Annotated in this window: 18 protein-coding genes; 16 read left to right on the top strand and 2 right to left on the bottom strand. The window is 45.9% G+C overall.

The window, feature by feature from the left end:
* Positions 1 to 72 precede the first annotated feature (72 nt).
* Genes RWO08_RS04500 through RWO08_RS04490 form a run of 3 tightly spaced genes read left to right on the top strand, consistent with a single transcriptional unit; the run spans position 73 to position 3744 of the window.
* Entirely contained in the window at positions 73 to 981 is a 909-nt protein-coding gene (locus tag RWO08_RS04500; protein WP_314211325.1) for an ABC transporter ATP-binding protein, read from the top strand.
* Positions 974 to 2254, top strand: coding sequence for an ABC transporter permease (locus tag RWO08_RS04495; RefSeq protein WP_314211324.1), 1281 nt, complete (start codon positions 974 to 976; stop codon positions 2252 to 2254). Before RWO08_RS04500 ends, RWO08_RS04495 begins: the two co-directional genes overlap by 8 nt.
* A 26-nt stretch (positions 2255 to 2280) precedes the next feature.
* Complete coding sequence (locus RWO08_RS04490; RefSeq protein ID WP_314211323.1) at positions 2281 to 3744, top strand: hypothetical protein; 1464 nt, start codon at positions 2281 to 2283, stop codon at positions 3742 to 3744.
* 49 nt (positions 3745 to 3793) lie between these two features.
* On the opposite strand, the gene RWO08_RS04485 is transcribed toward RWO08_RS04490, so the two are convergent.
* Together RWO08_RS04485 and recU are read right to left on the bottom strand one after the other, a co-directional pair.
* Positions 3794 to 6391 (bottom strand): PBP1A family penicillin-binding protein, encoded by a 2598-nt coding sequence (locus RWO08_RS04485; RefSeq protein ID WP_314211322.1) that lies wholly within the window; start codon positions 6389 to 6391, stop codon positions 3794 to 3796.
* A 24-nt stretch (positions 6392 to 6415) separates the two neighbouring features.
* Positions 6416 to 7057, bottom strand: coding sequence for a Holliday junction resolvase RecU (recU, locus tag RWO08_RS04480; protein WP_314211321.1), 642 nt, complete (start codon positions 7055 to 7057; stop codon positions 6416 to 6418).
* A gap of 196 nt (positions 7058 to 7253) precedes the next feature.
* Here recU and RWO08_RS04475 point away from each other — a divergent pair, with 196 nt between their 5' ends.
* The 13 genes from RWO08_RS04475 (at position 7254) to RWO08_RS04415 (ending at position 23921) form a co-directional block, all read left to right on the top strand.
* Positions 7254 to 7931: a cytochrome c biogenesis CcdA family protein gene (locus RWO08_RS04475; RefSeq protein ID WP_035364243.1), complete on the top strand. Its 678-nt coding sequence runs from the start codon at positions 7254 to 7256 to the stop codon at positions 7929 to 7931.
* An 18-nt stretch (positions 7932 to 7949) separates the two neighbouring features.
* Positions 7950 to 8531 (top strand): redoxin family protein, encoded by a 582-nt coding sequence (locus RWO08_RS04470; protein ID WP_314062333.1) that lies wholly within the window; start codon positions 7950 to 7952, stop codon positions 8529 to 8531.
* Between the two features lie 35 nt (positions 8532 to 8566).
* Positions 8567 to 9688 carry a peptide-methionine (R)-S-oxide reductase MsrB gene (gene msrB / locus RWO08_RS04465; protein ID WP_314211320.1) on the top strand — a complete coding sequence of 374 codons (1122 nt, stop codon included), beginning with the start codon at positions 8567 to 8569 and terminating at the stop codon, positions 9686 to 9688.
* 144 nt (positions 9689 to 9832) lie between these two features.
* Complete coding sequence (gene tig, locus RWO08_RS04460) at positions 9833 to 11113, top strand: trigger factor (RefSeq protein ID WP_314211319.1); 1281 nt, start codon at positions 9833 to 9835, stop codon at positions 11111 to 11113.
* A gap of 108 nt (positions 11114 to 11221) precedes the next feature.
* Positions 11222 to 12496 (top strand): ATP-dependent Clp protease ATP-binding subunit ClpX, encoded by a 1275-nt coding sequence (clpX, locus tag RWO08_RS04455; RefSeq protein WP_070755041.1) that lies wholly within the window; start codon positions 11222 to 11224, stop codon positions 12494 to 12496.
* Positions 12493 to 13080: a ribosome biogenesis GTP-binding protein YihA/YsxC gene (yihA, locus tag RWO08_RS04450; protein WP_314211318.1), complete on the top strand. Its 588-nt coding sequence runs from the start codon at positions 12493 to 12495 to the stop codon at positions 13078 to 13080. Before clpX ends, yihA begins: the two co-directional genes overlap by 4 nt.
* Positions 13081 to 13091: 11 nt before the next feature.
* On the top strand, positions 13092 to 14342 hold the full coding sequence (locus RWO08_RS04445; protein WP_314211317.1) for an MFS transporter: 1251 nt from the start codon (positions 13092 to 13094) through the stop codon (positions 14340 to 14342).
* A gap of 26 nt (positions 14343 to 14368) precedes the next feature.
* Complete coding sequence (gene dnaG / locus RWO08_RS04440) at positions 14369 to 16267, top strand: DNA primase (RefSeq protein ID WP_314211316.1); 1899 nt, start codon at positions 14369 to 14371, stop codon at positions 16265 to 16267.
* 11 nt (positions 16268 to 16278) lie between these two features.
* Positions 16279 to 17418, top strand: coding sequence for an RNA polymerase sigma factor RpoD (gene rpoD / locus RWO08_RS04435; protein ID WP_023392004.1), 1140 nt, complete (start codon positions 16279 to 16281; stop codon positions 17416 to 17418).
* Positions 17419 to 17773: 355 nt separating this feature from the next.
* Positions 17774 to 18667, top strand: a complete 894-nt coding sequence (glyQ, locus tag RWO08_RS04430) for a glycine--tRNA ligase subunit alpha (protein WP_070755037.1) — start codon at positions 17774 to 17776, stop codon at positions 18665 to 18667.
* A 3-nt stretch (positions 18668 to 18670) separates the two neighbouring features.
* Positions 18671 to 20716, top strand: a complete 2046-nt coding sequence (gene glyS, locus RWO08_RS04425) for a glycine--tRNA ligase subunit beta (protein WP_314211315.1) — start codon at positions 18671 to 18673, stop codon at positions 20714 to 20716.
* A 37-nt stretch (positions 20717 to 20753) separates the two neighbouring features.
* Entirely contained in the window at positions 20754 to 22058 is a 1305-nt protein-coding gene (obgE, locus tag RWO08_RS04420; RefSeq protein WP_311468196.1) for a GTPase ObgE, read from the top strand.
* Between the two features lie 15 nt (positions 22059 to 22073).
* Positions 22074 to 23921, top strand: a complete 1848-nt coding sequence (locus tag RWO08_RS04415; RefSeq protein ID WP_314211314.1) for an acyltransferase family protein — start codon at positions 22074 to 22076, stop codon at positions 23919 to 23921.
* Positions 23922 to 23936 lie beyond the last annotated feature (15 nt).

Raw genomic sequence — 23936 nt, 5'->3', positions numbered from 1 at the left:
CCCATAGCTAAAGTGCTATACTGAATACGTAAACATTATTATGCAAAAACCTGTAGAGAGTAGGTGTTTTTTGTGTTAGAAGTAAAGCATTTAGTTAAGCACTTCGGCGACTTGTGCGCTGTCAATGATGTCTCCTTTAGGGTGGAGCCAGGTAGTATTATGGGAATTATTGGTCAGAACGGGTCAGGTAAGACTACGATTTTTCGGATGATTCTCAATTTCTTGAATTTAGAACCTGGTGCATCCATTGAGTGGCAAGGGCAGCCTATGAGTAGCCAGGTCTATGATACGGTAGGCTATTTGCCGGAAGAACGTGGCTTATATGATAAGATGACCATCGAGGATCAGATTGTCTTCTTTGCGGAATTGCGCGGCATGAAGAAGACCCAAGTCCTTGAAAAAATTGATTATTGGATGAAAAAATTCGATGTCAGAGGTAAAAGAAGCGATAAAATTAAGAGCCTGTCCAAGGGTAACCAACAGAAGGTGCAACTCATCGCGACCTTAATTCATGAGCCAAAACTCATGATTCTAGATGAGCCATTTTCAGGTCTAGACCCGGTTAATGCGGACTTACTCAAGCAAGGTATTCTAGAGCTCAAGGCGAAGGGTTCTTCCATTATATTCTCTAGTCATAATATGAATAACGTAGAAGAAATTTGCGACCATTTGGTCATGATTCACTATGGTAAACAGGTGCTGTCAGGAACGGTTGACGAGGTCAAGGAGTCCTTCGGCCGGACCCGTATTTTCCTAGAAAGTCCTGACTGGAATCAAGCCCAACTTCAAGCCCTGCCAGGCGTAGAAAAAGTCCGTCACCTAAGCGGTCATCGCTATCATTTGATACTAAGCGAGGAGTCCGCCGGTCATGCCATTTTTGACGCGGTGACACAAGGGAAGTATATTGCCCAGTTTAGTCAACAACCGCCAACCTTAGACGAGATTTTCAAGCTGAAAGTAGAGGTGTCTGACCATGAATAAATTATGGATTATCGCCAAGGAAGTCTACCGCAAAAATGTCAAGAGTTGGGGTTTCTTCTTCATGGTTTTTGCGCCCTTTATTATCATGGGTGTTTCTGTCTTGATTGGCTACTTTATTGCCAATGATGAATCGAGTCATGCCAATGAGACCATCGCTATTGTCAGTCAAGATCAGGGCTTAAAAGATAGCTTAGCCCAGGATAATTTGACTTATAAGTTGGCCTATTATGATGATGAAGCCAGTGCCCGCCAATCCCTTAACCAAAAAGGAGTTAACGGCTATCTAAAGGTCAAAGAAGACAACGGGCGCGTGCAAGCTACTTATTACCAAAAGTCTACCGCTCATAGCTTGACCTTGTCTGATTTAGCCGAAAGTCTCAATAGCTATCAACTCAGCAAAATAGGTCAAAGCCTTAACCTAAATGATCAACAAATTGCCACCATTCGTTCCAGTAAGGTGTCAATCGGTAAGATTAATCTCAAGGAAAGCAAGGACGGGACCTATTCAGAAGAGGATGCTAGGTCCCTTCAAGTCATGGCCCGCATGGGGGCTGCCTTTGTGGCCATTATGCTATCCTATATGTTGATTTTAGCTTACAGTTCAATTTTTGCTCAGGAAGTGGCCTTGGAGAAGGGCAACCGGGTCATGGAAATCATCCTATCCTCCATTCCTGCCAAACAACATTTATTAGGTAAGATTCTAGGTGCTTCACTGATAATGGCTACCCAAATTGGTATTTACCTGATCTTAGGAATCGGCTTCTATTTCATGACTGGCGTATCCAGTATTTTTAGCTACCTAGAGCCATTTAAACCGCTCTTGCTAGGGATTTTGCCTAGCTTTGGTTTAAGTCTAGTCTTTGCTTTGATGGGGATGTTGGCCTATATGATTCTATCTGTTCTGCTAGGATCCATCGCTACACGACTAGAAGACGTCCAAAAGTCCATTCAGCCGGTCATCTTCACTACCATCATTGGTTTCTATATTGCCGTCTATGGTCTCCAACAACCTAATTCACCTGTTGTGGTCATCGGCTCTTGGGTGCCATTTACTTCTCCATTTGTCATGCCGGTTCGTCTAGCTACAGAGACGGTCTCAAATTTGGAAATTGTTCTCTGCCTACTTGGCTGTTTTGCCTTTATGGTCTTTTCCTTCTGGTTGGCCTTGACCTTCTACCAGGCGACCGTTCTCTCGACTAGTGACAAAGGGGTTATCCATGCCTTCAAGCGGTCTTATTCTCTCTGGAAGAGTGAAAAAGGCCAAAAGGCTTAAGTTTAGAAAGCGAGTTTTATTATTACATGAAAAAATCCACCATTATTTCCTTGCTTAGTCTGGCTTGTCTTTTGACAGCCTGCCAAGCTAAGCCGCGCGACGCTGCTCAAGGCGGAGATGCCCTCTATGGTCCACCCGAGTCAGCTACTAGTCAATCTTCGTTTGATGAAGCGACGCGTCAACGCTATCAAGCTCTTAATAAGGTGCATGAATTTTACGAGAAAATGAGTGCTGTCCAAGTTAAAACTTCTCTTAATCAAGAAGGAGGAGACTGGCAGGCAACCGCTGATAGTCAGCAATTTTATGAAGCGGGTGCCCTTAAGGCCTATCGTAGTAAGACCGTGACCACGGTCAAGGATGCCCACTATGACCTGGAGTTCTACTTCGACGGAGAACACCATTATGTGGCCTCACCTCATGCGGCGTGGAGTCAAAATGACAATGCTAAGAACTCCATGAGCTACCTCTATTGGGCCAAACTCCTAATTGAAGGAGAAGACAGCTCGTTACTGGATGCTGAGGCACCTGAAGGTCAATGGCGGATTAATAAGACTGTGACCAATCCTGAGTTAATTCAAGGCCTAGTTAGCCTGCTGGATTTGCCTGAAAGTTTCTCAGCTCAGGCTACTTATCAGGCAGACTTGACTTATCTGGTTGACAGTGAGACTGGTCAGATGCTTGAGGCCGCGCTTAAGCTGACCGTTACAGACGGAGATTCCAGTCATGTCTATCAAGCTAAGAGCACAAGCCAAGTCCCAGAGGAGTCCACGACTAAGGATAGTCTTAAGCCTGATTTAGAGGCTCAAGCAAGTCCCTTGGAAGTTGCAGAAGGCCAGTGGTTAGAAGCCTTTAAGGCGGCTAACCCAACCCAGGCGATTACGACTTACGAAGTGACAGAAGGACGTCAAGCAGGCGACCAGGATAGTAATTTGCTTTATCTAACCAATAGCCAAAATGGCCAGGTCCTGGCACAAGCCATAGGGACTATCCAGGACAAGCAAATCAAAGGCTATCAGTATCAACTCGGGCAAAAGCGCTATAGCAAGACAGAAGATGGTGGTGTTAAAGAAGAAAACGTGGAGCCAATCGATTTCTATGATTTAGCAGTGCAATCCTTGATAGATCATTCCGACCAGGTTCAAACTTTTAATCCAACTGATGAAGCTGGCCAACCCATTAATGATCCGGCAAGCGCCACAACGACAACCTATCGTTTGACCTTTGAGAATGACTACGATGGCTTAGCTAAATTAGCTGGCGCTATCGACATCTCTAATCTCAAGCGCGAGGGGGAAGCCGTCTACGGGGTGGATTATGTGGTCAACAAGGCCAGCCTAGAGCTTGAAGGCTTCTACCTATGGAGTTTGACAGCAGAAGATACAGCTATCACGCATGTCAATCGCTATAGTTTCCGCCATCTCAATCAGCAGGCCCCATCTCTGATTCAGTTTTTGGTAGATCCTGAACTGGTTAAGACAGCCAAGCCATAAGAAAATACCCCATCACCAAGAGGTGATGGGGTATTTTGATGAGCTCAGGCTAAGGTTGACCCGTGTTACCATTTTGGCCAGGTTGATTTTGGTTACCTGGTTGGTTACCGTTCTGGCCTGGTTGGTTAGGCTGACCCGGTTGACCCGGCTGGTTAGGTTGGTTGCCTCGATTGTTAGGTGATTGCGGGTTATTTTCTCCTTGCTCATTCGGATTTGGTTGGCTACTTGAAGAACTAGACTCGGACTTGAGACTCACAGTGATTACTAGCGTATCGGAACTACTGTTACCATCCACAATTCTCAGTCGTAAGACGTAATCCTGAATTTCATGGGCAGGGATATCAAAGCTTGTACCTGTCCCTTGGTAGACCACAGTCCCGTTGACGGATAATTCGAAGGTGCCGGAGCCAGTTAATGGTCCCCATGTGGCGTGAATGGTACGTGTTTGTTGGTTGTAGTTAGCGTCGAATCCAGTAGGAGCAGCAATATGGCGGCCATAATTGAGGGATTGTTCCTTAGGTTCCGACCCCTTAATGAAAAGCTCGGAGGAAATCATTTCCCGTGGTGTGTATGGGCCAGGGAGTAGCAAGGGCTCCGTGTATTTCTCAATATCAGCCTTGACCAAGCTGCTTGGCATGGTCCAGTCAGACTTGCTCTGGTTAGCCATAAGCGAGGTCATGAGTTTGGCATAGATTTTTTGAGGTAGGCGGGTTTGTTCTAAGGTCAGATAATTACCGGCTTCATAGGGATTATCATAACCGACCCAAGTGACCATGGCATACTTGGTAGTGAATCCTGCAAACCAGCCATCTGGTGCGGCGTAGGTGCTAGCATCCAGACCTAATTGGCTCAGTTGCTCTGCCGTATAGTTGGTTGTCCCGGTCTTACCTGCATTAGGGATGCCATCTAGCTTGGCAGCTGCGGCGAATTCGCCAGGAACCCCTTTAAGGATATCGGTCAGCATATAAGCGGTAGAATCCTTCATGGCACGAGAGCCTGGTGAATCGAAGTCACGCACAGTCCCAGCAGAGGTTACAACACGACGTACTGCATAAGGGGCATGGTATTCCCCGTAGTTGGCAATCGCCGCGTAAGCCGCTGAAAGCTGGATAGGGGAGACTTCCCCACCAATGGCGTTGGCTTCCACTAACTCTTTCTTGTCATTATTGCTAATGTTAATGTTAAGTTTTTGCAGGAAGGCATAGGCATTGTCCATGCCGACTGCATGCAGCATCTTGAGGGCAGGAATATTGCGCGAACCAGCTAAGGCTTCGCGGAGAGTCATTTTGCCCTTATATTCAAAGTCAAAGTTTTGGAGCTCGCCACCATTTTTATAGGTATAAGGCTCATCGACCACGGTGGTCCCGGTCGAGTAGTTGAGGTACTCGAAGGCAGGCCCATAGTCAGCCAGTGGTTTCATGGTTGAGCCGATACTGCGGTTCAGCGTATTGGCGCGGTTGAGACCTAGATAGACGTTTTGTTTACGACCGCCAATGACAGCTTGGAGCTGGCCATTAGTGACGTCCACAATAGAAATAGCTGTCTGCATCTTATCATTTGGGAAGAGGGAAGAGTCGTTGTTGACCAAGTTATAGGCTTGCTTTTGAGCATCCCAGTTGAGGTTAGTATAGACTTCGACACCATCAGTGAAGATGTCCAGGTTCATCTTATCCTTGACTTCCTTGGCGACCACATCCAAATAAGAATCTAAGACCATATCAGTGTTATCCATGGTGTTCTGATCCAAAGGTTTGAGCATGGAGCTGACTGATTGAGCGACGGCCTCGTCGTATTGGGCTTGACTAATCAATTTGCGACGTAGCATGACGCTCAGGACGATATCGCGACGCTCTTGGGCAGCTTCCGGGAAAGAATAGGGGTCGTAAGAGGATGGTGCTTGTGGAATCCCGGCTAAGAGGGCCGCTTCACCAACGGTTAACTGACTAAGTTCCTTGCCGAAGAAGAGACGGGCAGCTGTCTTAGCGCCGTATGTATTATTGGAATAGAAAAGCTTGTTGAGATAGAAGGTCAAAATTTGGTCCTTGGTATACTCGCGCTCCAGTTGCATGGCTAACCAGGCTTCCTGGACCTTACGTTTTAAGGTTTGGTCCTTAAAGTCAGTCGAGAAGACCGAGTTCTTGACTAATTGCTGGGTAATGGTCGAGCCACCTTCGGAAATTCGACCTCTGCGAATATTACGGACAAAGGCACCCGCAATCCGAATGGGGTCAATCCCGTTGTGATTATAGAAACGACCGTCTTCAATAGCAATCACAGCATTTTTTAGGTTTTCAGGGATTTCATTGGCCTGCATGAGGTCGCGACTCTGATTACCTAACTCCTTGATTAGGTTGCCTTTTTGGTCATAGATTTTACTTGGCATCTGACCGACCAAATCTGCTTCCGTGATTTGTGGGGCAGAAGAGGAGTAGTAGATAAAGATGGCGGCCCCTGAGGCAACTGCCAAAATAAAGAGACTGAAGAAGGCAATCAGGCAGTATTTAAGGATACGGCGCCAAAGGGGTTTCTTACCAGCTTTTTTACCTTTCTTCTTTTGTCGGCCTTGATTCTCAGACGAATCAAGAGGCGTAGATTCTTGTTGGGAGGCTTGATATTTCTTGCGTTCGAGACGACTTCCAGTTACCAAGTCAATCCCTCCTTTCTTGTCAAACTAATGAGCTTGGAGCCAGAGGTCCACAGCTGCTAAATAATCAATCATAGGAAAGACCCCTTGTTGGCAGAGGTAGCCATGGCTTTCCAGGTAAGTGAGGGGCAAGCTCTTGCGCTTCTGACTTTCCAACCACTGATCGAGGGCAGGGAAGGGAAGTAAATAGACCTTGTCATGCACTTTGAAGCTAATTAAGAGAAAGACGATACCGCCTTGTTGGTGGCATTGTCGCATGTGCTCAATCTGGTGGTCTGGTAAGTTGGCCAGTGGGAAACTAGTTTTATTAGTCGTTTCCTTAGCTTCAAAATCCAGATAGCGACCTAAATAGAGGCCGTTGTAGTCTGTTGTCGAGGCTTGGCGATAGTAGGCCTCGGTTATCCGAGCAGCGCTACGACGCGGGAAATCCACCTTGACGACTTGAATGGGTGTCGGTTTCTTGTGGATCACCGCCAGGTTATGACTGAGGTAATATTGGTTGGATTGATTAATACGATCTTCTAAGGACATGCCTCGGCTACCGTACTGAGTAGGCTTTTTGGATGCCTTGAGATTTTGCATAGTCCCAGCTTTAGGTGGCTCTATGCTTTGCCCTGCTGGTTTATTAATGGCTCTATGCCGGGCTGAACCAGCTGGATATTTAACCATTCCACTCACTCCTTCACCTTATTATACTAGAAGCAAGCCCCTCCCGCCTAGTATTTCGCTATAAGTGCCCTGAAATTACACAAAAAGTTCATAAATAGGCACTTTTTTAAGGAAGTAGCTTTTCCCAATCAAAATAAATGATAATCTAGCTATTAGGACTTATAATAGGTATGTAATTATTCGCAGGAGGGATTTTATGTCGATATCGTATTATTTAACAGTCTTTGGGGCGGGAATACTTTCCTTTTTATCTCCATGTGTCTTGCCATTGTTTCCTTTGTATATGGGAACCTTTATGGGGGAGACTGGGGACAAGAAGGTAAAAATTGGTAACTATAGTTTTTATCTCTTGCCAGTTTTGAAGGTTTTGGCTTTCATGTCAGGTATTTCGCTGATTTTCTTCATGTTAGGCTTTGCGGCCAGTCTCTTGGGACAAATCGTCTATGGTCACTATACCCGATATGTGCTAGGGGGCATAATCGTGCTGATGGGAATTTATCAGCTGGAATTAGTGGAGATTCCATGGCTTAGTCGCCAAAAGACCGTACAGATGGAGGCTAAAAATGCTGGGGAATTAACGCGAAGCTTTCTATTGGGACTGAGCTTTAGCTTTGGTTGGACGCCTTGTGTCGGGCCAGTCTTGAGTTCTGTCTTGGCCTTAGTGACCACCACAGGGGCCAGTGCTTGGTACGGTGGCAGCTTACTCTTCGTCTATGCTTTGGGCCTGTCAGTACCTTTCTTACTCTTGGCAGTGGTATCATCATCTCTCGTCAAATGGCTTAATGTGGCCAAACAACACATGATGCTGATTAAACGGGTGGGGGCTGTCCTCATCATATTGGTTGGTATTCTGGTTATGTTCAACAAAATCTAGGAAAAAGAGGCAAACAACATGTCACATTTTACACGTAAATTTTGGCAAGTCCTAGGACTTGTAAGCTTAAGTTCAGGCTGTCTAGCGGCCTGCCAACCTCATCAGGAGGCGAGTAATGCCAAGCAAGCAGCTAGCACTACGCAAGCAAACACTTCTTCCCAAAAGCAAGAAGCAGGGCAAAGCTTAAGCGGGACCTTTCAAGATATTCATGGTAAAACTTATAAGTTAGAAGATTTGCGAGGCAAGAAAGTCTACATTAAATTCTGGGCCTCCTGGTGTTCTATCTGCCTAGCAGGACTCAAGGATGTCGACGCCTTAGCTGATGAAAGCAATCAAGGAAATGATGTGGTCGTCTTATCCATGGTGGCACCTGAAATTCGAAATGAAAAGCCCCTGGCTGATTTTACCAAGTGGTTTTCCGGCTTAGATTATACGCATCTACCGGTTTTAGTGGATCAGTCGGGTGATTTTATGAAGCAATTAGGGGTTGTGGCCTATCCCACTTCGGCCTTTATCAATTCCAAGGGGGAACTAGTAAAGGTCCAATTAGGTCATATGGATCGGCAAAGTGTCTTAGATCAATTGGCTAGCATGGACTAAGGAAGGTTCTTAAAATTTGAAAGAAGGAAACTATAATGGATAAACGTTATTTATTAACCGGCTTAATTGCGGTTCTAGGGGTAATTACGCTTGTCTGGTGGCGGACCTCTCATTCTGGCTTGACCGCCCAAAATATTGAAAGCCGGGTAGAAGCCGCCCTTGCGGCAAATGCGACTAGTTCTTCTAGTACTTCAAGCAAGGAAGAAGTCAAAGCCGAGAATCTCAAGACTCTCTATCTAGCAGGTGGCTGTTTTTGGGGCCTAGAAGCTTATTTTGAGCAAATTGATGGGGTGCTTGATGTGGAATCTGGCTATGCCAATGGGACGTCAGACATCACCAACTATACCTTAATCGGTCAGACTGACCACGCCGAAACGGTTAAAATCACCTATGATGCCAGTAAACTAGATGTGCGTCAACTCTTACTCTATTACTTCCGGGTTGTAGATCCGCTCTCTCTTAATAAACAAGGCAATGATGAGGGCCGACAATATCGGACGGGTATTTATTATGAGAGCCAAGAGGATATGGCTGTCGCCCAAGCAGTAATGAAGGAAAAGGCGGAAGAATTAGGCCAAGAACTCAAGGTTGAATTGGAGCCTCTTAAAAACTATGTTAAGGCTGAGGAAGAACATCAAGACTATCTGACCAAACATCCTAACGGTTACTGTCACATCGATCTCAAGAAGGCGCAGGATCCCTTGATTGATGTCAGCCTCTATCCCAAACCAAGTGATCAAGAACTGAAGGAAAAATTAAGCCCTGCTCAATACGCTGTGACCCAGGAAAATAACACCGAGCAGGCCTTTTCCAACCAATATTGGGATAATAAGGAGCCAGGTATCTATGTGGATGTCGCCACTGGGGAGCCACTCTTCTCATCTAAGGATAAGTATGACTCGGGTTGCGGCTGGCCTAGCTTTACCAAGCCTATCTCAGCGGATGTAGCACGCTATAAGGAAGACACTAGCTTTAACATGAGGCGGATTGAAGTCCGGTCACGTTCTGGTAACTCTCATTTGGGACATGTCTTTGATGATGGGCCTAAGGACAAGGGTGGCCTCCGCTATTGTATTAACTCAGCTTCCATCACCTTCATCCCTAAGGACCAGATGGAAAGTAAGGGCTATGGCTACTTACTTCCATACGTGGAATAGGTAGAGAAAATAGGTGGTCCCACTTAGTGGAGTCAAATCTGAGGAAAAGTCAGTAAAAATAGGGGAAATCTGTTTACAAATTGGATGCTTTCAGTTAAAATTGTGGAGTGTGTAAATAAACAAGAAGCTATGGAGGAAAGTTACATGGTAGCGAAATTCGAAAAACAAGCAACAAATACAGGGGTATTAACCTTTGAAATTCCAGTAGAAGATGTGAAGAAAGCTTTAGACACAGCATTCAAGAAGGTACAAAAACGTTTGTCAGTACCTGGTTTCCGTAAGGGGAAAGTGCCTCGTCAAATCTTCAACAATGTATATGGGGAAGCAGCGCTCTACGAAGATGCCTTGAACGCTCTCTTACCAGTTCATTTATCTAAAGCTATCCAAGAGGCTGAATTAGAAGTGGTAACTGAACCAAAGATTGACATCGAAAAACTCGAAGCAGGTCAACCTTGGGTATTAAAAGCTGAAGTTGTCTTAAAACCAGAAGTTAAATTAGGCGACTACAAGGGCTTAGAAGTAGAAGCACAAGACCGTCAAGTGTCTGATCAAGATGTTAAGGACGAATTAGAATCTCGTCGTTTAGGTTTGGCTGAACTCGTCGTTAAAGAAGGCGCAGCTGAATTAGGCGACACAGTGGTTATCGACTTCGAAGGTTTCTTGGGTGACCAAGCATTTGAAGGCGGTAAGGGTGAAAACCACTCATTAGAACTCGGTTCTAACAGCTTCATCCCAGGCTTTGAAGACCAATTAGTAGGGACTAAAGCAGGCGACCAAGTGGAAGTGAAAGTGACCTTCCCAGAAGCTTACCATGCAGAAAACCTTAAAGGTCAAGACGCTGTCTTCAAAGTGACCGTTCACGAAGTAAAAGCCAAAGAATTACCTGAATTAGATGACGAATTCGCAAAAGACGTGGATTCCGAAGTTGAAAGCTTAGCGGAATTAGAAAACAAAATCCGAGTTCAATTAGAAGAGTCTAAAAAGACTGCTGCTAAGGAAGTTGTCGAAGACTTAGCTTTACGTCAAGCAGTTAAGAATGCTGAAATCGTTGAATTACCAGAAGTAATGGTAGAAGACGAAATCAACCGTCAAGTATCTCACTTCACCAATAACTTGAAACGTCAAGGGATTAACGAAGACTTATACTTCCAAATCACTGGTACTAACGCTGAAGGCTTACGTTCTCAATTCGCTGAAGAAGCTGAATTACGTACTAAGACTAACTTAGTATTAGAAGCCATTGTCAAGGCTGAAGACATTCAAGTAACGGATGCTGAAATCGACGCTGAAGTTGCTGACTTGGCATCTCAATACAACATGTCTGCTGACCAAGTCAAACAATTTGTATCAACTGATATGTTAACTGCTGACATCCGTATGAAGAAGGCAATGAGCTTAATTGTTGATTCTGCGGTAGAAAAATAATAAAATAAACCTATTAGAATAACTATAAATGAGGGTTGCGAGAGTCTTAAGTTCAACGATGACTATCTGCATCCCTCATTATGTACGTTAGAGGAAGGATCGATTACCATGACCAGTAACCATACCGGGAATCATGGCGGCTACTATTGCTCGTTCTGTGGCAAGTCCCAAGATGAAGTCAATAAGATTATAGCAGGGCCAGATGTCTATATTTGTGATGAATGTGTAGGCCTATGCGAGGAAATCATTCGTCAGGATATGGTCGGTGATTCAGAAGGTTTTAGTGGCGTGAGCGTCCTCAAACCTGCCGAAATCATGGCCCATCTTAACCAATACGTCATCGGCCAGACTGAAGCCAAGAAATCCTTGGCAGTTGCCGTCTACAACCACTACAAACGTATTAATGCTAGCATTGCCACACATGAAGCGGATATTGAATTACAAAAGAGCAATATCTGTCTGATTGGCCCAACGGGCTCCGGGAAGACTTTCCTTGCCCAGTCCTTGGCCAAGTTACTTAATGTGCCTTTTGCGATTGCTGATGCGACTAGCCTAACTGAAGCCGGCTATGTGGGGGAAGATGTGGAAAATATCTTACTCAAGTTGGTTCAAGCAGCAGACTATGATATTGAAAAAGCGCAACACGGCATTATCTATGTCGATGAAATCGACAAGATTGCCCGTAAGAGTGAGAATGTCTCCATTACCCGCGATGTTAGTGGTGAAGGGGTCCAACAAGCCTTGCTCAAGATTTTGGAAGGGACGATTGCTAACATCCCACCTAAGGGTGGCCGTAAGCATCCTAACCAAGAGTTCATCCAACTGGATACCTCGCAAATTCTCTTTATTGTAGGGGGAGCTTTTGATGGTATTGAGACCATTGTCAAGGAACGCTTAGGTAGCAAGGTCATTGGTTTTGGTAGCAGCAATGGCAAGTTGGATCAATCCAAGTCGCTCATGCAACAAGTCACGTCAGAAGACCTCTTGAAGTTTGGTTTGATCCCAGAGTTTATTGGGCGTTTGCCTGTTATGGCCATGTTAGAGAAGTTAACCCAAGAGGACTTGGTTCGTATCTTAACAGAACCTAAGAATGCCTTGGTTAAACAATATCAACGCCTCTTCCAAATTGATGGTGTAGAGCTAGAATTCAAGGAAAAGGCCCTGATTGCCATTGCCAAGCAGGCGATTGAGCGCAATACTGGCGCACGTGGCCTCCGTTCTATCCTGGAATCCGTCATGTTGGATATTATGTTTATCGTCCCAAGTGATGAAAATATCAGCCGTATTGTCATTACAGAAGATACGGTGCTAGGTAGCCACCAGCCATTCTATTACAACAAGCACAACAAGCGTATCAAACCGCAGAAGGAGACTGCTTCATGAAGGTAAGTCAGGCAGAATTAGTCATTAGTGCCGTCAGCCCAAAGCAATATCCACAAGATGCCTTGCCTGAAGTGGCTCTGGCGGGGCGCTCTAATGTGGGCAAGTCTTCTTTCATTAATAAAATGATTGGTCGAAAGGGTTTGGCGCGTACATCCAGCCAACCTGGTAAGACCCAAACCCTTAATTTCTATGACATTAATCAGACTTTCCGATTTGTCGATGTGCCTGGTTATGGCTATGCTCGGGTCTCCAAGACAGCGAGAGCAGAGTGGGGCAAGATGATTGAACATTATCTCCTTAATCGGGACAATGTTCGCGTGCTCTTTCTCTTGATGGATTTTCGCCATGAGCCAACCGAGTTAGATAAGGCCATGAAGGACTTTGCTGATGAAGCCGAGATTCCTTATGCCATCATCCTGACCAAGGTGGATAAGATTAAGAAGAGCCAATGGAATAAGCATTTATCCATGTATAAGAAGGCCTTGGATTTGCCGACGGTCGATGCGCTCTTCCCATTCTCAGCCGAAACGGGCTATGGCGCACAAGATATCTGGGACGTGATTGAAGCCCAAATTGAAGACTAGGGAGGCTTGCTATGAAGAAATTTCTCTCAGGCTATACAAAGAAGGAGTGGGCTTGGATTCTCCAGGACTGGGCTAACTCCGTCTATTCTTTGATGATTACAGCCGCTATTTTTCCTATTTTTTATAAGGCCGTAACCGATAGTGTGGGCATGGCACCGGCCACTTCCACAGCCTATCTGGGTTACGCCAACTCCCTGTCTACCATTGTGGTGGCTGTAATGTCACCATTTCTAGGGACCAGTGCTGACTACAAAGGGGTGCGGGGACCGCTCTTTACCTTTGGGACCCTACTTGGGATCGGGAGTGTATTGGCCATGATTTTTGCCGGGCCAAATGCCTGGCTCTATCTCTTGGTGGTTTATACCTTATCTGCTATTGGCTTCTCCTTATCCAATGTCTTTTACGACTCTTCCATTATGGATGTGACGACTGAACAACGTTTGGATATGGTCAGCTCAGCAGGTTATGCCTATGGTTATATTGGCAGTGTCTTTGCCTTTCTGATTTTCTTTGCTTTGCAAGTATCAGGTTGGCTGTCATCGCGTGATTTAGTCAATGTTGGCTTCTTAATTACGGCCATTTGGTGGTTTGCTTTTACGGTGCCATACTGGCGCCATGTTAAGCAGGTCTCCTACATCGAGCACCACGATGGTTTGGTTAAGTCCACCTTACGCTCACTTAAGGAAACAGTGGGAGAGCTCAAACACTATCCAACCATTTTATGGTTCTTAGTGGGTTACTTCCTCTATATTGACGGGGTAGGGACCATTATCAAAATGGCGACCTCTGTGGGCAGCGATTTGGGCTTACCTGCTAACCAATTGATTATTATTCTCCTAGTGGTTCAGGTTGTGGCCTTTCCGTCATCACTGGCCTATGGAGCCTTAGCTAAACGTTTTGGTAGCCGCACTTTGCTCTTCTTCGGCATTGGGACCTATGTGGTCATCTGTGTCTTTGCACTAGGCTTGTCTGGTTTCCGGGATTTCTTGATTTTGGCTATCTTAGTAGGGACTGCCCAAGGAGGCATTCAGGCGCTCAGTCGTTCTTACTTTGGCCAGTTGATTCCTAAGCAAAAGACTAACCAATTCTTTGGTTTCTATAATATTTTTGGTAAATTCTCTTCCGTACTAGGGACCACCATCTTGGCCCTAGTCGCGCAGATGACAGGTGACTCGCTTAAGGGGCTCTTCGCCATCATTATTCAATTCTTATTGGGTGCTTACTGTCTCTATCGGGCTAAGCCCCGCAACAACTCTGTTTAAAGCAGTTCAGTAAGGGAGGGCGTCAGATGGCGGGTATTCCTAATGACATCATTGAATCGGTAAAAAAAGAAGCCGATATCGTGGCTATTATCAACCAATATGTAGCCCTGACCAAGCGTGGTAATAACTATACTTGCTCTTGTCCCTTCCATGAAGATAACAATCCTTCTTTCTCGGTTAGCCCGGACAAGCAGATTTATAAGTGTTTTTCCTGTGGTAGAGGGGGCAATGTCTTTGGCTTTCTTCAGGAAATGGAAGGAATTAGTTTTCCAGAAGCAGTTAAGAAGGTAGCTGAACTATCCAATATTGCCCTCGATAGTCGCTATTTTGAGACGGGGCAGGCTGTCAGTCAGCCCCATCAACGTTTGCTTGATTTACATGAAAAAGCCCGTGATTTCTATCACTTCTACCTAACTCAAACGGTAGCGGGGGAGGCAGCCTATGCTTACTTAAAGCAACGTGAGCTTAAGGAAGAAACACTGTCAGACTTTCATTTGGGCCTAGCGCCTGATAATCCTCAGTTGCTGATTCAGTACCTGACGGAAGCGGGTTTTAACCATGAAGAAATGCTGCAATCAGGGATTTTCTATGAAGCCAGCCAAGGTTTAATGGATCGTTTCCATGGTCGGATTATCTTTCCCTTGGAGGACCGCCAAGGGAGGACGGTCGCCTTTTCGGGGCGTATCTACCAAGCCAATCCTGGCGATGACCCAAAAGTTGCTAAATACGTTAACTCACCGGAAACTGATATTTTCCATAAATCATCCTTGATTTATCATTTTGCTCAAGCTCGGCCACACATTCGCCGTCTCAACCAGGTTCTAATCTGCGAAGGTTATCTGGATGTGATTGCCCTGAGCCAGGCCGGTTTCCCGCAGGCTGTGGCGACCATGGGGACTAGCTTGACCAGCCAACACCTTGGTCAGTTAGGCAAGGTGACTCAGGAAATTATTTTTGTCTTTGATGGCGATGCTGCAGGTCAAAAAGCAACTGCTCGGGCTTTTGAATTAAGCCTTACTTTACCGCGTCATACCATTAAGGCTGTTTCCATTCCTGGTAAGATGGACCCCGATGAGTGGATTAAGTCCGGTGGGGCTGATAGCTTCAAGTCGCTGATTAACCAGGCCATTCCGCGCTATGAATTCCTAAAGAATTATCTTCAACAGGAATACCAGTTAGCTGATCTTGAGCAGCGAGCGCTCTATATCAATCGACTTTTAGATTTAGTTGCTCAGTTACCATCGCCAATCGAACGAACCATGCGCTTGCAGGCCTTAGCCGAGGAATTCGGTTTAGACTTGGCCATGTTGGAAGAGCAACTGGCACAAGTGTCCTATCGCCATCGCAAGGAACAGGCTAAGGAGAGCGATAGACCCAAGCAAGATTCACCTGACAAGTGGGATAAGGCCCATTCTTCTGGATTTCCGGATCAGGCACTTCCGTCTAATCCAGTCCAAGCTAAGCCAGGGGCATTAGATGACCAAATCAAGTCACTTAAGGCCTATCATTGCGAGCGTTACATCCTGTCTAATCTAATTTTTAACGAGCCAGCTTGGAAGTTTATTGAAGGCTTAGACCAGCCTCTGCTCTTTGTCCATCCAAGCGCTCAAGCTATTTATTATCAGCTGGAACACTTCTATTATGAAAAAGGAGGCCGACTGCCTCTGACCGGTATCTTAGATGTGGAAGCCAGCCCTGATGAGCAACAATACTTGGCCAGCCTGATTTGGGACCATACCCAGACCGACTACTCGGAGCAGGCCATGCAAGATTGCGTCAAAACCATTGATGCTGCCTTTACTGAGATTCAGCTTAAGGAGCTACAAAACAAACTAAAACAAGCCCAAATACGTGGGGATAAGACCAAGATGAATGAATACTTGGTTGAAATACTGCGCTTAAGCCGGCAATTAAAGAAAAACTAGGAGGTTCTTATATGGCTGAAGAAAAAGATCTAAAGTTAACTCCAAATCAAGACGTCGCCTCACCCTATCTAGAGGCGGTCCAAGCCCTTATTCTGGCTAAAAAGTCAGAAGGACAAGTCCACTATGACGAATTAACAGAGAAAATCGCGAGTCCTTACGGACTAGATGCTGACGGGATTGATACTTTAATCCAAATCGTCGAAGATAATGGGGTTTCTGTTGTCGGTGATGATGGGGGACCAACCAAACAACAAATGGTCCGTGAAGAAGAACAATTGCAGGCTGATTTAGCTGCTGAATCTAAAACCGCGACTTCCAAGCTCAAGGTTAGTGACCCTGTCCGTATGTACCTTAAGGAGATTGGGAATGTCCCTCTCTTAAGTGCTGAGGAAGAAATCAACTTGGCCGTTCGTATCCAAGGTGGTGACGACATTGCTAAGCAAGAACTGGCTGAAGCTAACCTACGTTTAGTGGTTTCCATTGCCAAACGTTATGTGGGCCGTGGCATGCAGTTCCTAGATTTAATTCAAGAAGGGAACATGGGCTTGATGAAGGCCGTTGAAAAGTTCGACCACACCAAGGGCTTTAAGTTCTCTACTTATGCTACCTGGTGGATTCGTCAGGCCATTACTCGCGCCATCGCCGACCAAGCTCGTACTATCCGAATCCCAGTTCATATGGTAGAGACCATTAACAAGCTGGTTCGGGTCCAAAGACAGCTATTGCAAGATTTAGGTCGCGAACCAACACCTGAAGAAATCGGGGCTGAAATGGACCTGCCAACTGAAAAAGTGCGTGAAATCCTCAAGATTGCCCAAGAGCCTGTTTCCTTAGAAACACCAATCGGGGAAGAGGACGACTCTCATTTAGGCGACTTCATCGAAGATGAAGGAGCAATGAGCCCAGAAGTCTTCACTTCTTCTGCTTTATTGCGGGAGCAATTAGAAGATGTCTTGGATACCTTGACCGACCGCGAAGAGAATGTTTTACGTCTGCGCTTTGGTTTAGACGATGGTAACATTCGGACCCTAGAACAAGTAGGGAAAGTATTCGGTGTTACTCGTGAGCGTATCCGTCAGATTGAGGCCAAAGCTCTGCGCAAGCTCCGCCATCCAAGTCGTTCTAAACAATTGAAAGACTTCTTAGAATAAGCAACATATTGAGACCAGCTAGGCGTCCTGTTTTGAACAAAAAAACAGGACGCCTAGCTGGTCATTAAAAGCACGACTTTGCTTGACTTAAAGGCCGTCATGCCCTATAATAAAGGGGATTAAAAGCGCAATTAAAAGAAGATAGCCTAGCGACTCTGGGACGGTGGAAGCCAGAGCAAATCGATGGTAGTTTTTAAGTCACTCATAGGCATAAATGAAGCGCTAGTTCAATGTAACTAGAAATAGGGTGGAACCGCGAAGCTATCTTCGTCCCTATGGTGGTCAGTGGATTACCATAGGGACTTTTTATTTGTCGCCAGGGGTTTGCCGTCCCCGCTATAAAGGAGGAAGCATCATGAAGAAGAAAACCATGCAAGATATTATCATGACCTTACAGCAATTCTGGGCTAAGCAAGGCTGTCTGGTTTTACAAAGCTATGATACGGAGAAAGGGGCAGGGACCATGAGCCCTTACACCTTCTTACGTGCCATCGGCCCAGAACCTTGGAATGCCTGCTACGTCGAACCTTCCAGACGTCCAGCAGATGGTCGTTACGGGGAGAATCCTAACCGCCTCTTCCAACACCACCAACTGCAGGTGGTCATGAAGCCATCGCCCCTGAATGTGCAAGAACTCTATTTAGAGAGTTTAGAAGCCATCGGGATTGATCCTTTGGAACATGACATTCGTTTCGTTGAAGACAACTGGGAGAATCCTTCCCTGGGCTGTGCCGGTTTAGGTTGGGAAGTGTGGATTGATGGGATGGAAATTACCCAATTCACCTACTTCCAACAAGTAGGGGGGCTTAAGTGCCATCCAGTGACTAGCGAGATTACTTATGGTCTAGAGCGTTTGGCTATGTATATCCTGGACGTTGAAGATGTCTATGAACTGGAGTGGGTGGAAGGCGTCAAGTATGGCGATATCTTCCGTCAACCTGAACGTGAGCACTCCGTTTATGCTTTCGAACAAAGCAATAGCGACTTGCTCTTCACCTTGTTTACCGAGTTTGAGCAAGAAGCACTTAAATTGATTGACTTAGGTTTGGTCCATCCAGCCTATGACTACATCCTCAAGTGTAGCCATACCTTCAACTTACTCGATGCACGTGGTATGATTTCCGTCTCAGACCGTGCCGGTTACTTAGGTCGCATTCGTAAGATGGCGCGTTCTGTTGCCCAAGCCTTTGTGGCTGAACGTGAAGCCCTTGGCTTCCCACTCCTTAAAAAATCAGAAAGCGAGGCCTAGACCATGGCAGAATTTTTACTTGAAATTGGCATGGAAGAAATTCCTGCACGCTTCCTCTTAGATTTATCACAACAATTAGAAAAACGGGTGGCTGACTTCTTAGCAGAAGAGCGTTTAGCTTACGAGAGCCTTAGCGCCTATGCTACTCCACGCCGTTTGGCGGTCCTAGTCCATGGCTTGGCTGAGCGTAGTGAGGATGTATCTACCAAGGCAAAAGGCCCATCCCTTAAAATCGCCAAAGACGCGGAAGGCAATTGGACTAAAGCAGCCCTTGGCTTTATTAAAGGCCAAGGCGCCAGCCAAGAAGATGTGATTGTAGAAAGCATCAAAGGTGAAGACTATATCTTCGTTAACAAGCATTTGCCAGGTCAAGCTGCAGACCAAGTCTTGTCAGGACTTAATCGTGTCTTAGAGGCCATGACCTTCCCAGTTACTATGACTTGGCATGACTATGAGATTCCATTCATTCGTCCTGTTCACTGGATTGTGGCCCTCCTAGCCCAAGAATTGGTGCCTTTAGAGTTTGTTGGCGTTAAATCAGACCGCATCTCTCGTGGCCATCGTTTCTTAGGCCATGACGTGACCTTAGCAAAGGCCACAGACTATGTGGAGGCTTTGCGTGAGCAACATGTCCTAGTAGACTTTGAAGAACGTCGGGCTAATATCCGTCAACAATTGGCTGATTTAGCTTCTGCTCAAGGCTGGCAAGTACCAGTCGATGAAGATTTGCTAGAAGAAGTGACTGCCATTGTCGAATGGCCAACCGTCTTCTATGGTGACTTTGAAGAAAAATATTTATCAGTGCCACATTGTGTCTTGATTACGGCTATGCGTGACCACCAACGTTACTTCTATGCCTTAGATGCTAAAGGTGAGCTCTTGCCAGTTTTCATCTCAGTGCGTAACGGGAATGACCAACACTTAGCCAACGTCGTCAAAGGTAATCAAAAAGTCTTGCGGGCTCGCTTGGAAGATGCCTTATTCTTCTATCAAGAAGACCTCAAACATGACTTAAACTTCTTTGTCGATAAGCTAGCGCATGTTAATGAGCACTTCAAGTTAGGAACCTTAGCTGACAAGCAAGTCCGTGTCGGCGCCTTAATTAGTCAACTACAAGGGAACCTGAACTTAGATCAAGCGTCTTATGAGGCAGCTTTACGTGCTAGCCAAATCTACAAGTTTGACCTCATGACTCAAGTGGTTGGCGAGTTCGACGAACTCCAAGGTCAAATCGGGGAAATCTACGCTCGTCATTACGGGGAAGATGCCATGGTGGCCCAAGCTATTGGGACCCAGTACCTGCCAACGACTAGCGGTGGTGCGCTGCCTGACCAAGATGCAGGTGCACTCTTGGCCTTGTCTGATAAGCTTGACACCTTATTCCAATACTTCAAGGTTGGCTTAATCCCAACGGGTTCTAACGACCCTTACGCTCTTCGTCGTACGGCTATGGGGACTGTGGAAATCCTCTTAGATCGCGGTTGGGAATTAGATTTGTTACCAGTCTTTAAGCACTTAGTGGAAGCCCATGAGGGCGACCAAGAACTCTTGAAGCAGCTTTCAGACTTTGTCTGGGCGCGGGTTGCTGTGCATTTACGTAACCAATCTGTCGATATGGACCAAATTCAAGGGATTGGGGCAGCTAAGCACTTAGAAGTTGGCAAGGCCAACTATGTAGCCCATTTCCTCAAGACCCACAAGGATAAGAACCCAACGGCCTACAAACGCTTCCTAGAAGCCATTACCCGGGTGGTCAATCTGGGAGCTAAAGTTCAAGAAGAGGCTCAGCTTAACTTAGACCTAGCCCAAACTGATTCTGAGGCTAAGTTGCTAGAAGCCGCTGCTAAAATTGACCAATACAAGATTTCAGTTGATGCCCTCTACATGTATCTGGATAACCTAGTACCGGTGATTGAAGCTTACTTCGATGACAACAAGGTTAATGCCGACGATGAGACTATTCGAGCTAACCGTTTGGCTACCCTCAAGGTGCTGACAGAGGCAGTCTTGGAACTCTTTGATTCACGCTTATTGATTAATAAATTTTAAGACTCAACTAGATGAGTTAGAGAAAGGAGTGCTTTCAATGTCGACCTTTTTAGATCGTGCAAGGGTCACAGTCAAAGCCGGTAAAGGCGGCGACGGTATGGTGGCCTTCCGACGCGAAAAGTATGTCCCAGATGGCGGGCCGGCCGGCGGTGACGGCGGTCGAGGTGGCAGTGTCATTTTCCGAGTGGATGAAGGCCTGCGGACCTTGATGGATTTCCGTTATAATCGTCACTTCAAGGCCAAGAACGGCGAAAACGGTATGAGCAAAGGCATGTATGGTAAGGCTGCGGAAGACTTGATTGTGTCAGTTCCACCAGGTACCATCATCCGCGATGCGACGACTGATAAGTTGCTAGCCGACCTAGTAGAGCAAGGCCAGGAATGTGTCGTTGCTAAGGGCGGTCGTGGTGGACGCGGCAATATTAAATTTGCTACCCATAAGAATCCGGCTCCTTCCATTGCCGAAAATGGTGAGCCAGGTGAAGAAGCCGACCTCCAATTAGAATTGAAGGTTCTGGCCGATGTAGGCTTGGTAGGTTATCCAAGTGTAGGGAAATCGACCCTCTTGTCTGTCATTAGTAATGCCAAGCCTAAAATCGCAGACTATCAATTTACAACCTTAACCCCTAACCTGGGTGTGGTCAAACTCAATTACGATCAGGAATTTATCGTGGCCGATATGCCAGGTCTGATTGAAGGAGCCTCGCAAGGGGTAGGCTTGGGGATTCACTTCCTCCGCCACATTGAGCGGACTAAAGTCTTGTTGCATGTCATTGACATGGCAGCGACTCATGAACGGGATCCCTTCCAAGATTACCTCGATATTATGCATGAACTGGCTTCTTATCACGAGAAATTACTCTTACGTCCTATGATCATTGTGGCCAATAAGATGGATCAGAGCCAGGCCCAAGAAAATTTACCTAGCTTCAAGCAGAAGCTAGAAGACTATTGCCAAAAAGAAGGCTTAGACTTACCAGCTATTTTTGAAGTATCTGCTTGGCAAGCCAAGGGGCTCAAGCCACTCTTGGCCTTTACCTATGACTTGGTCCAAAATTCTGACTTTATTCCTTTATTTGAGGAAGAGCCAGAAGAAGTGCATTACCAATTAGAAGAGGAAGTGCCATTTACCTTGACCAAACTTGATGCGGGTTACTGGCAATTGTCAGGGGCTAAGATTGAAAAACTCTATGCCATGACCAATATGGCCCACGATGAGAGCGTGGCGCGATTTGCCCGCCAATTACGTTCCATGGGTGTGGACCAAGCTTTGCGTGAAGCAGGGGCCGAATCCGGTGATTTAGTCGATTTAGCCGGCTATCAGTTTGAATTCATGGATTAAGGGGAGGGGATGTGCATGACCGATAAAACATCTACTAAAAGTCCTCGTTTGGCCTTTTTCGACGGCTATCGTGGGGTCTTAATCCTCTTAATTCTGACCTATTATTTCTTCCAGCATATCTTGCCTGGGGGCTTTCTGGCCGTTAACGCCTTCTTGATGGTGGCAGGTTTCTTCGCCTTTCGTCATTTCTATACAGCCCCTACGCTAAGAAAATCAGTTTCTGTCCGGTCCTATCTCAAGTCTAGACTTGAACGGATTTTCTTTCCAACCTTGTTTATGGTCTTGCTGGTAGCAGCCTATATTGCCTTGTTTGCGCCGGATTATTTCTATAATTTGCGCAATATGGGGTTTTCTAGCCTGTTCTTCGTTAACAACTACTATCAGATTTTGTCCAACCAATCCTACTTTGTCCAGGCGGCCAATCCGAGTGCCTTTACCCATCTCTGGTACATTTCCATTTATGCCCAGCTGATTCTCTTGACGCCTTTTGTGGTCAAGGTAGTCTATTCTTGGCATCGCAATCCGGCTACTGCTGCTATTATGTTAATGGCTTTATCCATTGCTTCGGCAGTACTTCTGGGTTATCTCTACCAAGATGGACAGGATCCAAGTCGGATTTACTATGATTTGTTGACGCGAGCCTTTGCCTTTACCTTTGGTGGGGCATTGGGCTATCTATTCCCAGTCCATCTCAAGCCAAAAGCTATATCCAAGCGTCAGCAACAAGTCTTTAATGGGATTGGGATTGCCAGTGTCATCCTGATGACCTTTATGTTGCTCTTTATGTATGGGACTCAGCCCTTTGCTTATCGTTTTGGGATGTTGCTATTCACTTTACTGTCCATGGTTTTTGTCATTGTCAGTCTCCATCCCTCTACTTGGCTACATAAGTTTTTAAGTCTGCCGATCTTTACCTTCTTCGGTAAACGCAGCTTATCCTACTACCTATGGTTTTATCCGATTCACTTGGTTATTCCAGACCGTTTGAATGGCTTCCATAATATTTGGATCTCAGTCGGTGTTCAGTTCTTACTGATTATGTTGATGGCGGAAATCTCCTATCAACTCTTTGAACGTCGTCGCTTGATTTTGCCATTTGGTCAAGATTTCAACTGGAAACAAACCCAAGCGCGGGTGCGTTACCTGGTTCAACACCGGGCTAGCCTATGGGGCATTAAGACGCTAGCGATTAGCTATCTCTTAGTTTCAACCATTGGTTTAGTGGCTTTGGCTATTACACCAGAACAGAAGAACAAGGCAGCCGATGAGTTAGCAACAGTCATCGAATCTAATCAAAAATTGGTGGAAGAGACCAAGGAGCCTGAAAGTCAGGAAACCAAGGTTATTAATAATATTGAAGGCCTAAACCGCCAAGAACTCCTCCAAGCCAATGCCCTTGAAGTAACCTTTATTGGGGATTCCATCCTATTGGCTTCGGCTGATAAGGTCAAAGAAGTCTTTCCTAAGGCAATCGTTGATGGTCAGATTGGTCGTCAGCTTTACCAAAGTAACGAAGTGATTAATAGCCTCAAGGCCTCTGGTAAACTCAAGGGAACAGTGGTGACGGTCTTAGGTTCTAATGGGACCTTTACCGACGGTCAGCTTAATGACTATATTAATGCCATCGGGACTGACCGGGAGCAGTACTTTGTCACTTCCTCGGTTGATAAGGTCTGGGTAGAAGATGCCAATAATCGTCTCTTCGCTGCAGCTAATCGCTTCTCCAATGTCAAAGTGATTGATTGGCGAACCTTCGCTAAGGGCCACGATGATTGGTACTATGAGGATGGTATCCATCCAAACCCAACCGGTGCCTTGGAATTTGCTAAATTCGTTGCCAATCAGATTTCGCAAAATCGCTAAAGGATTGGCAAGTCT

The sequence above is a fragment of the uncultured Abiotrophia sp. genome (assembly GCF_963520105.1).
In the GTDB taxonomy this organism is placed as follows: domain Bacteria; phylum Bacillota; class Bacilli; order Lactobacillales; family Aerococcaceae; genus Abiotrophia.
This window is presented reverse-complemented; position numbering and strand designations above follow the sequence as displayed.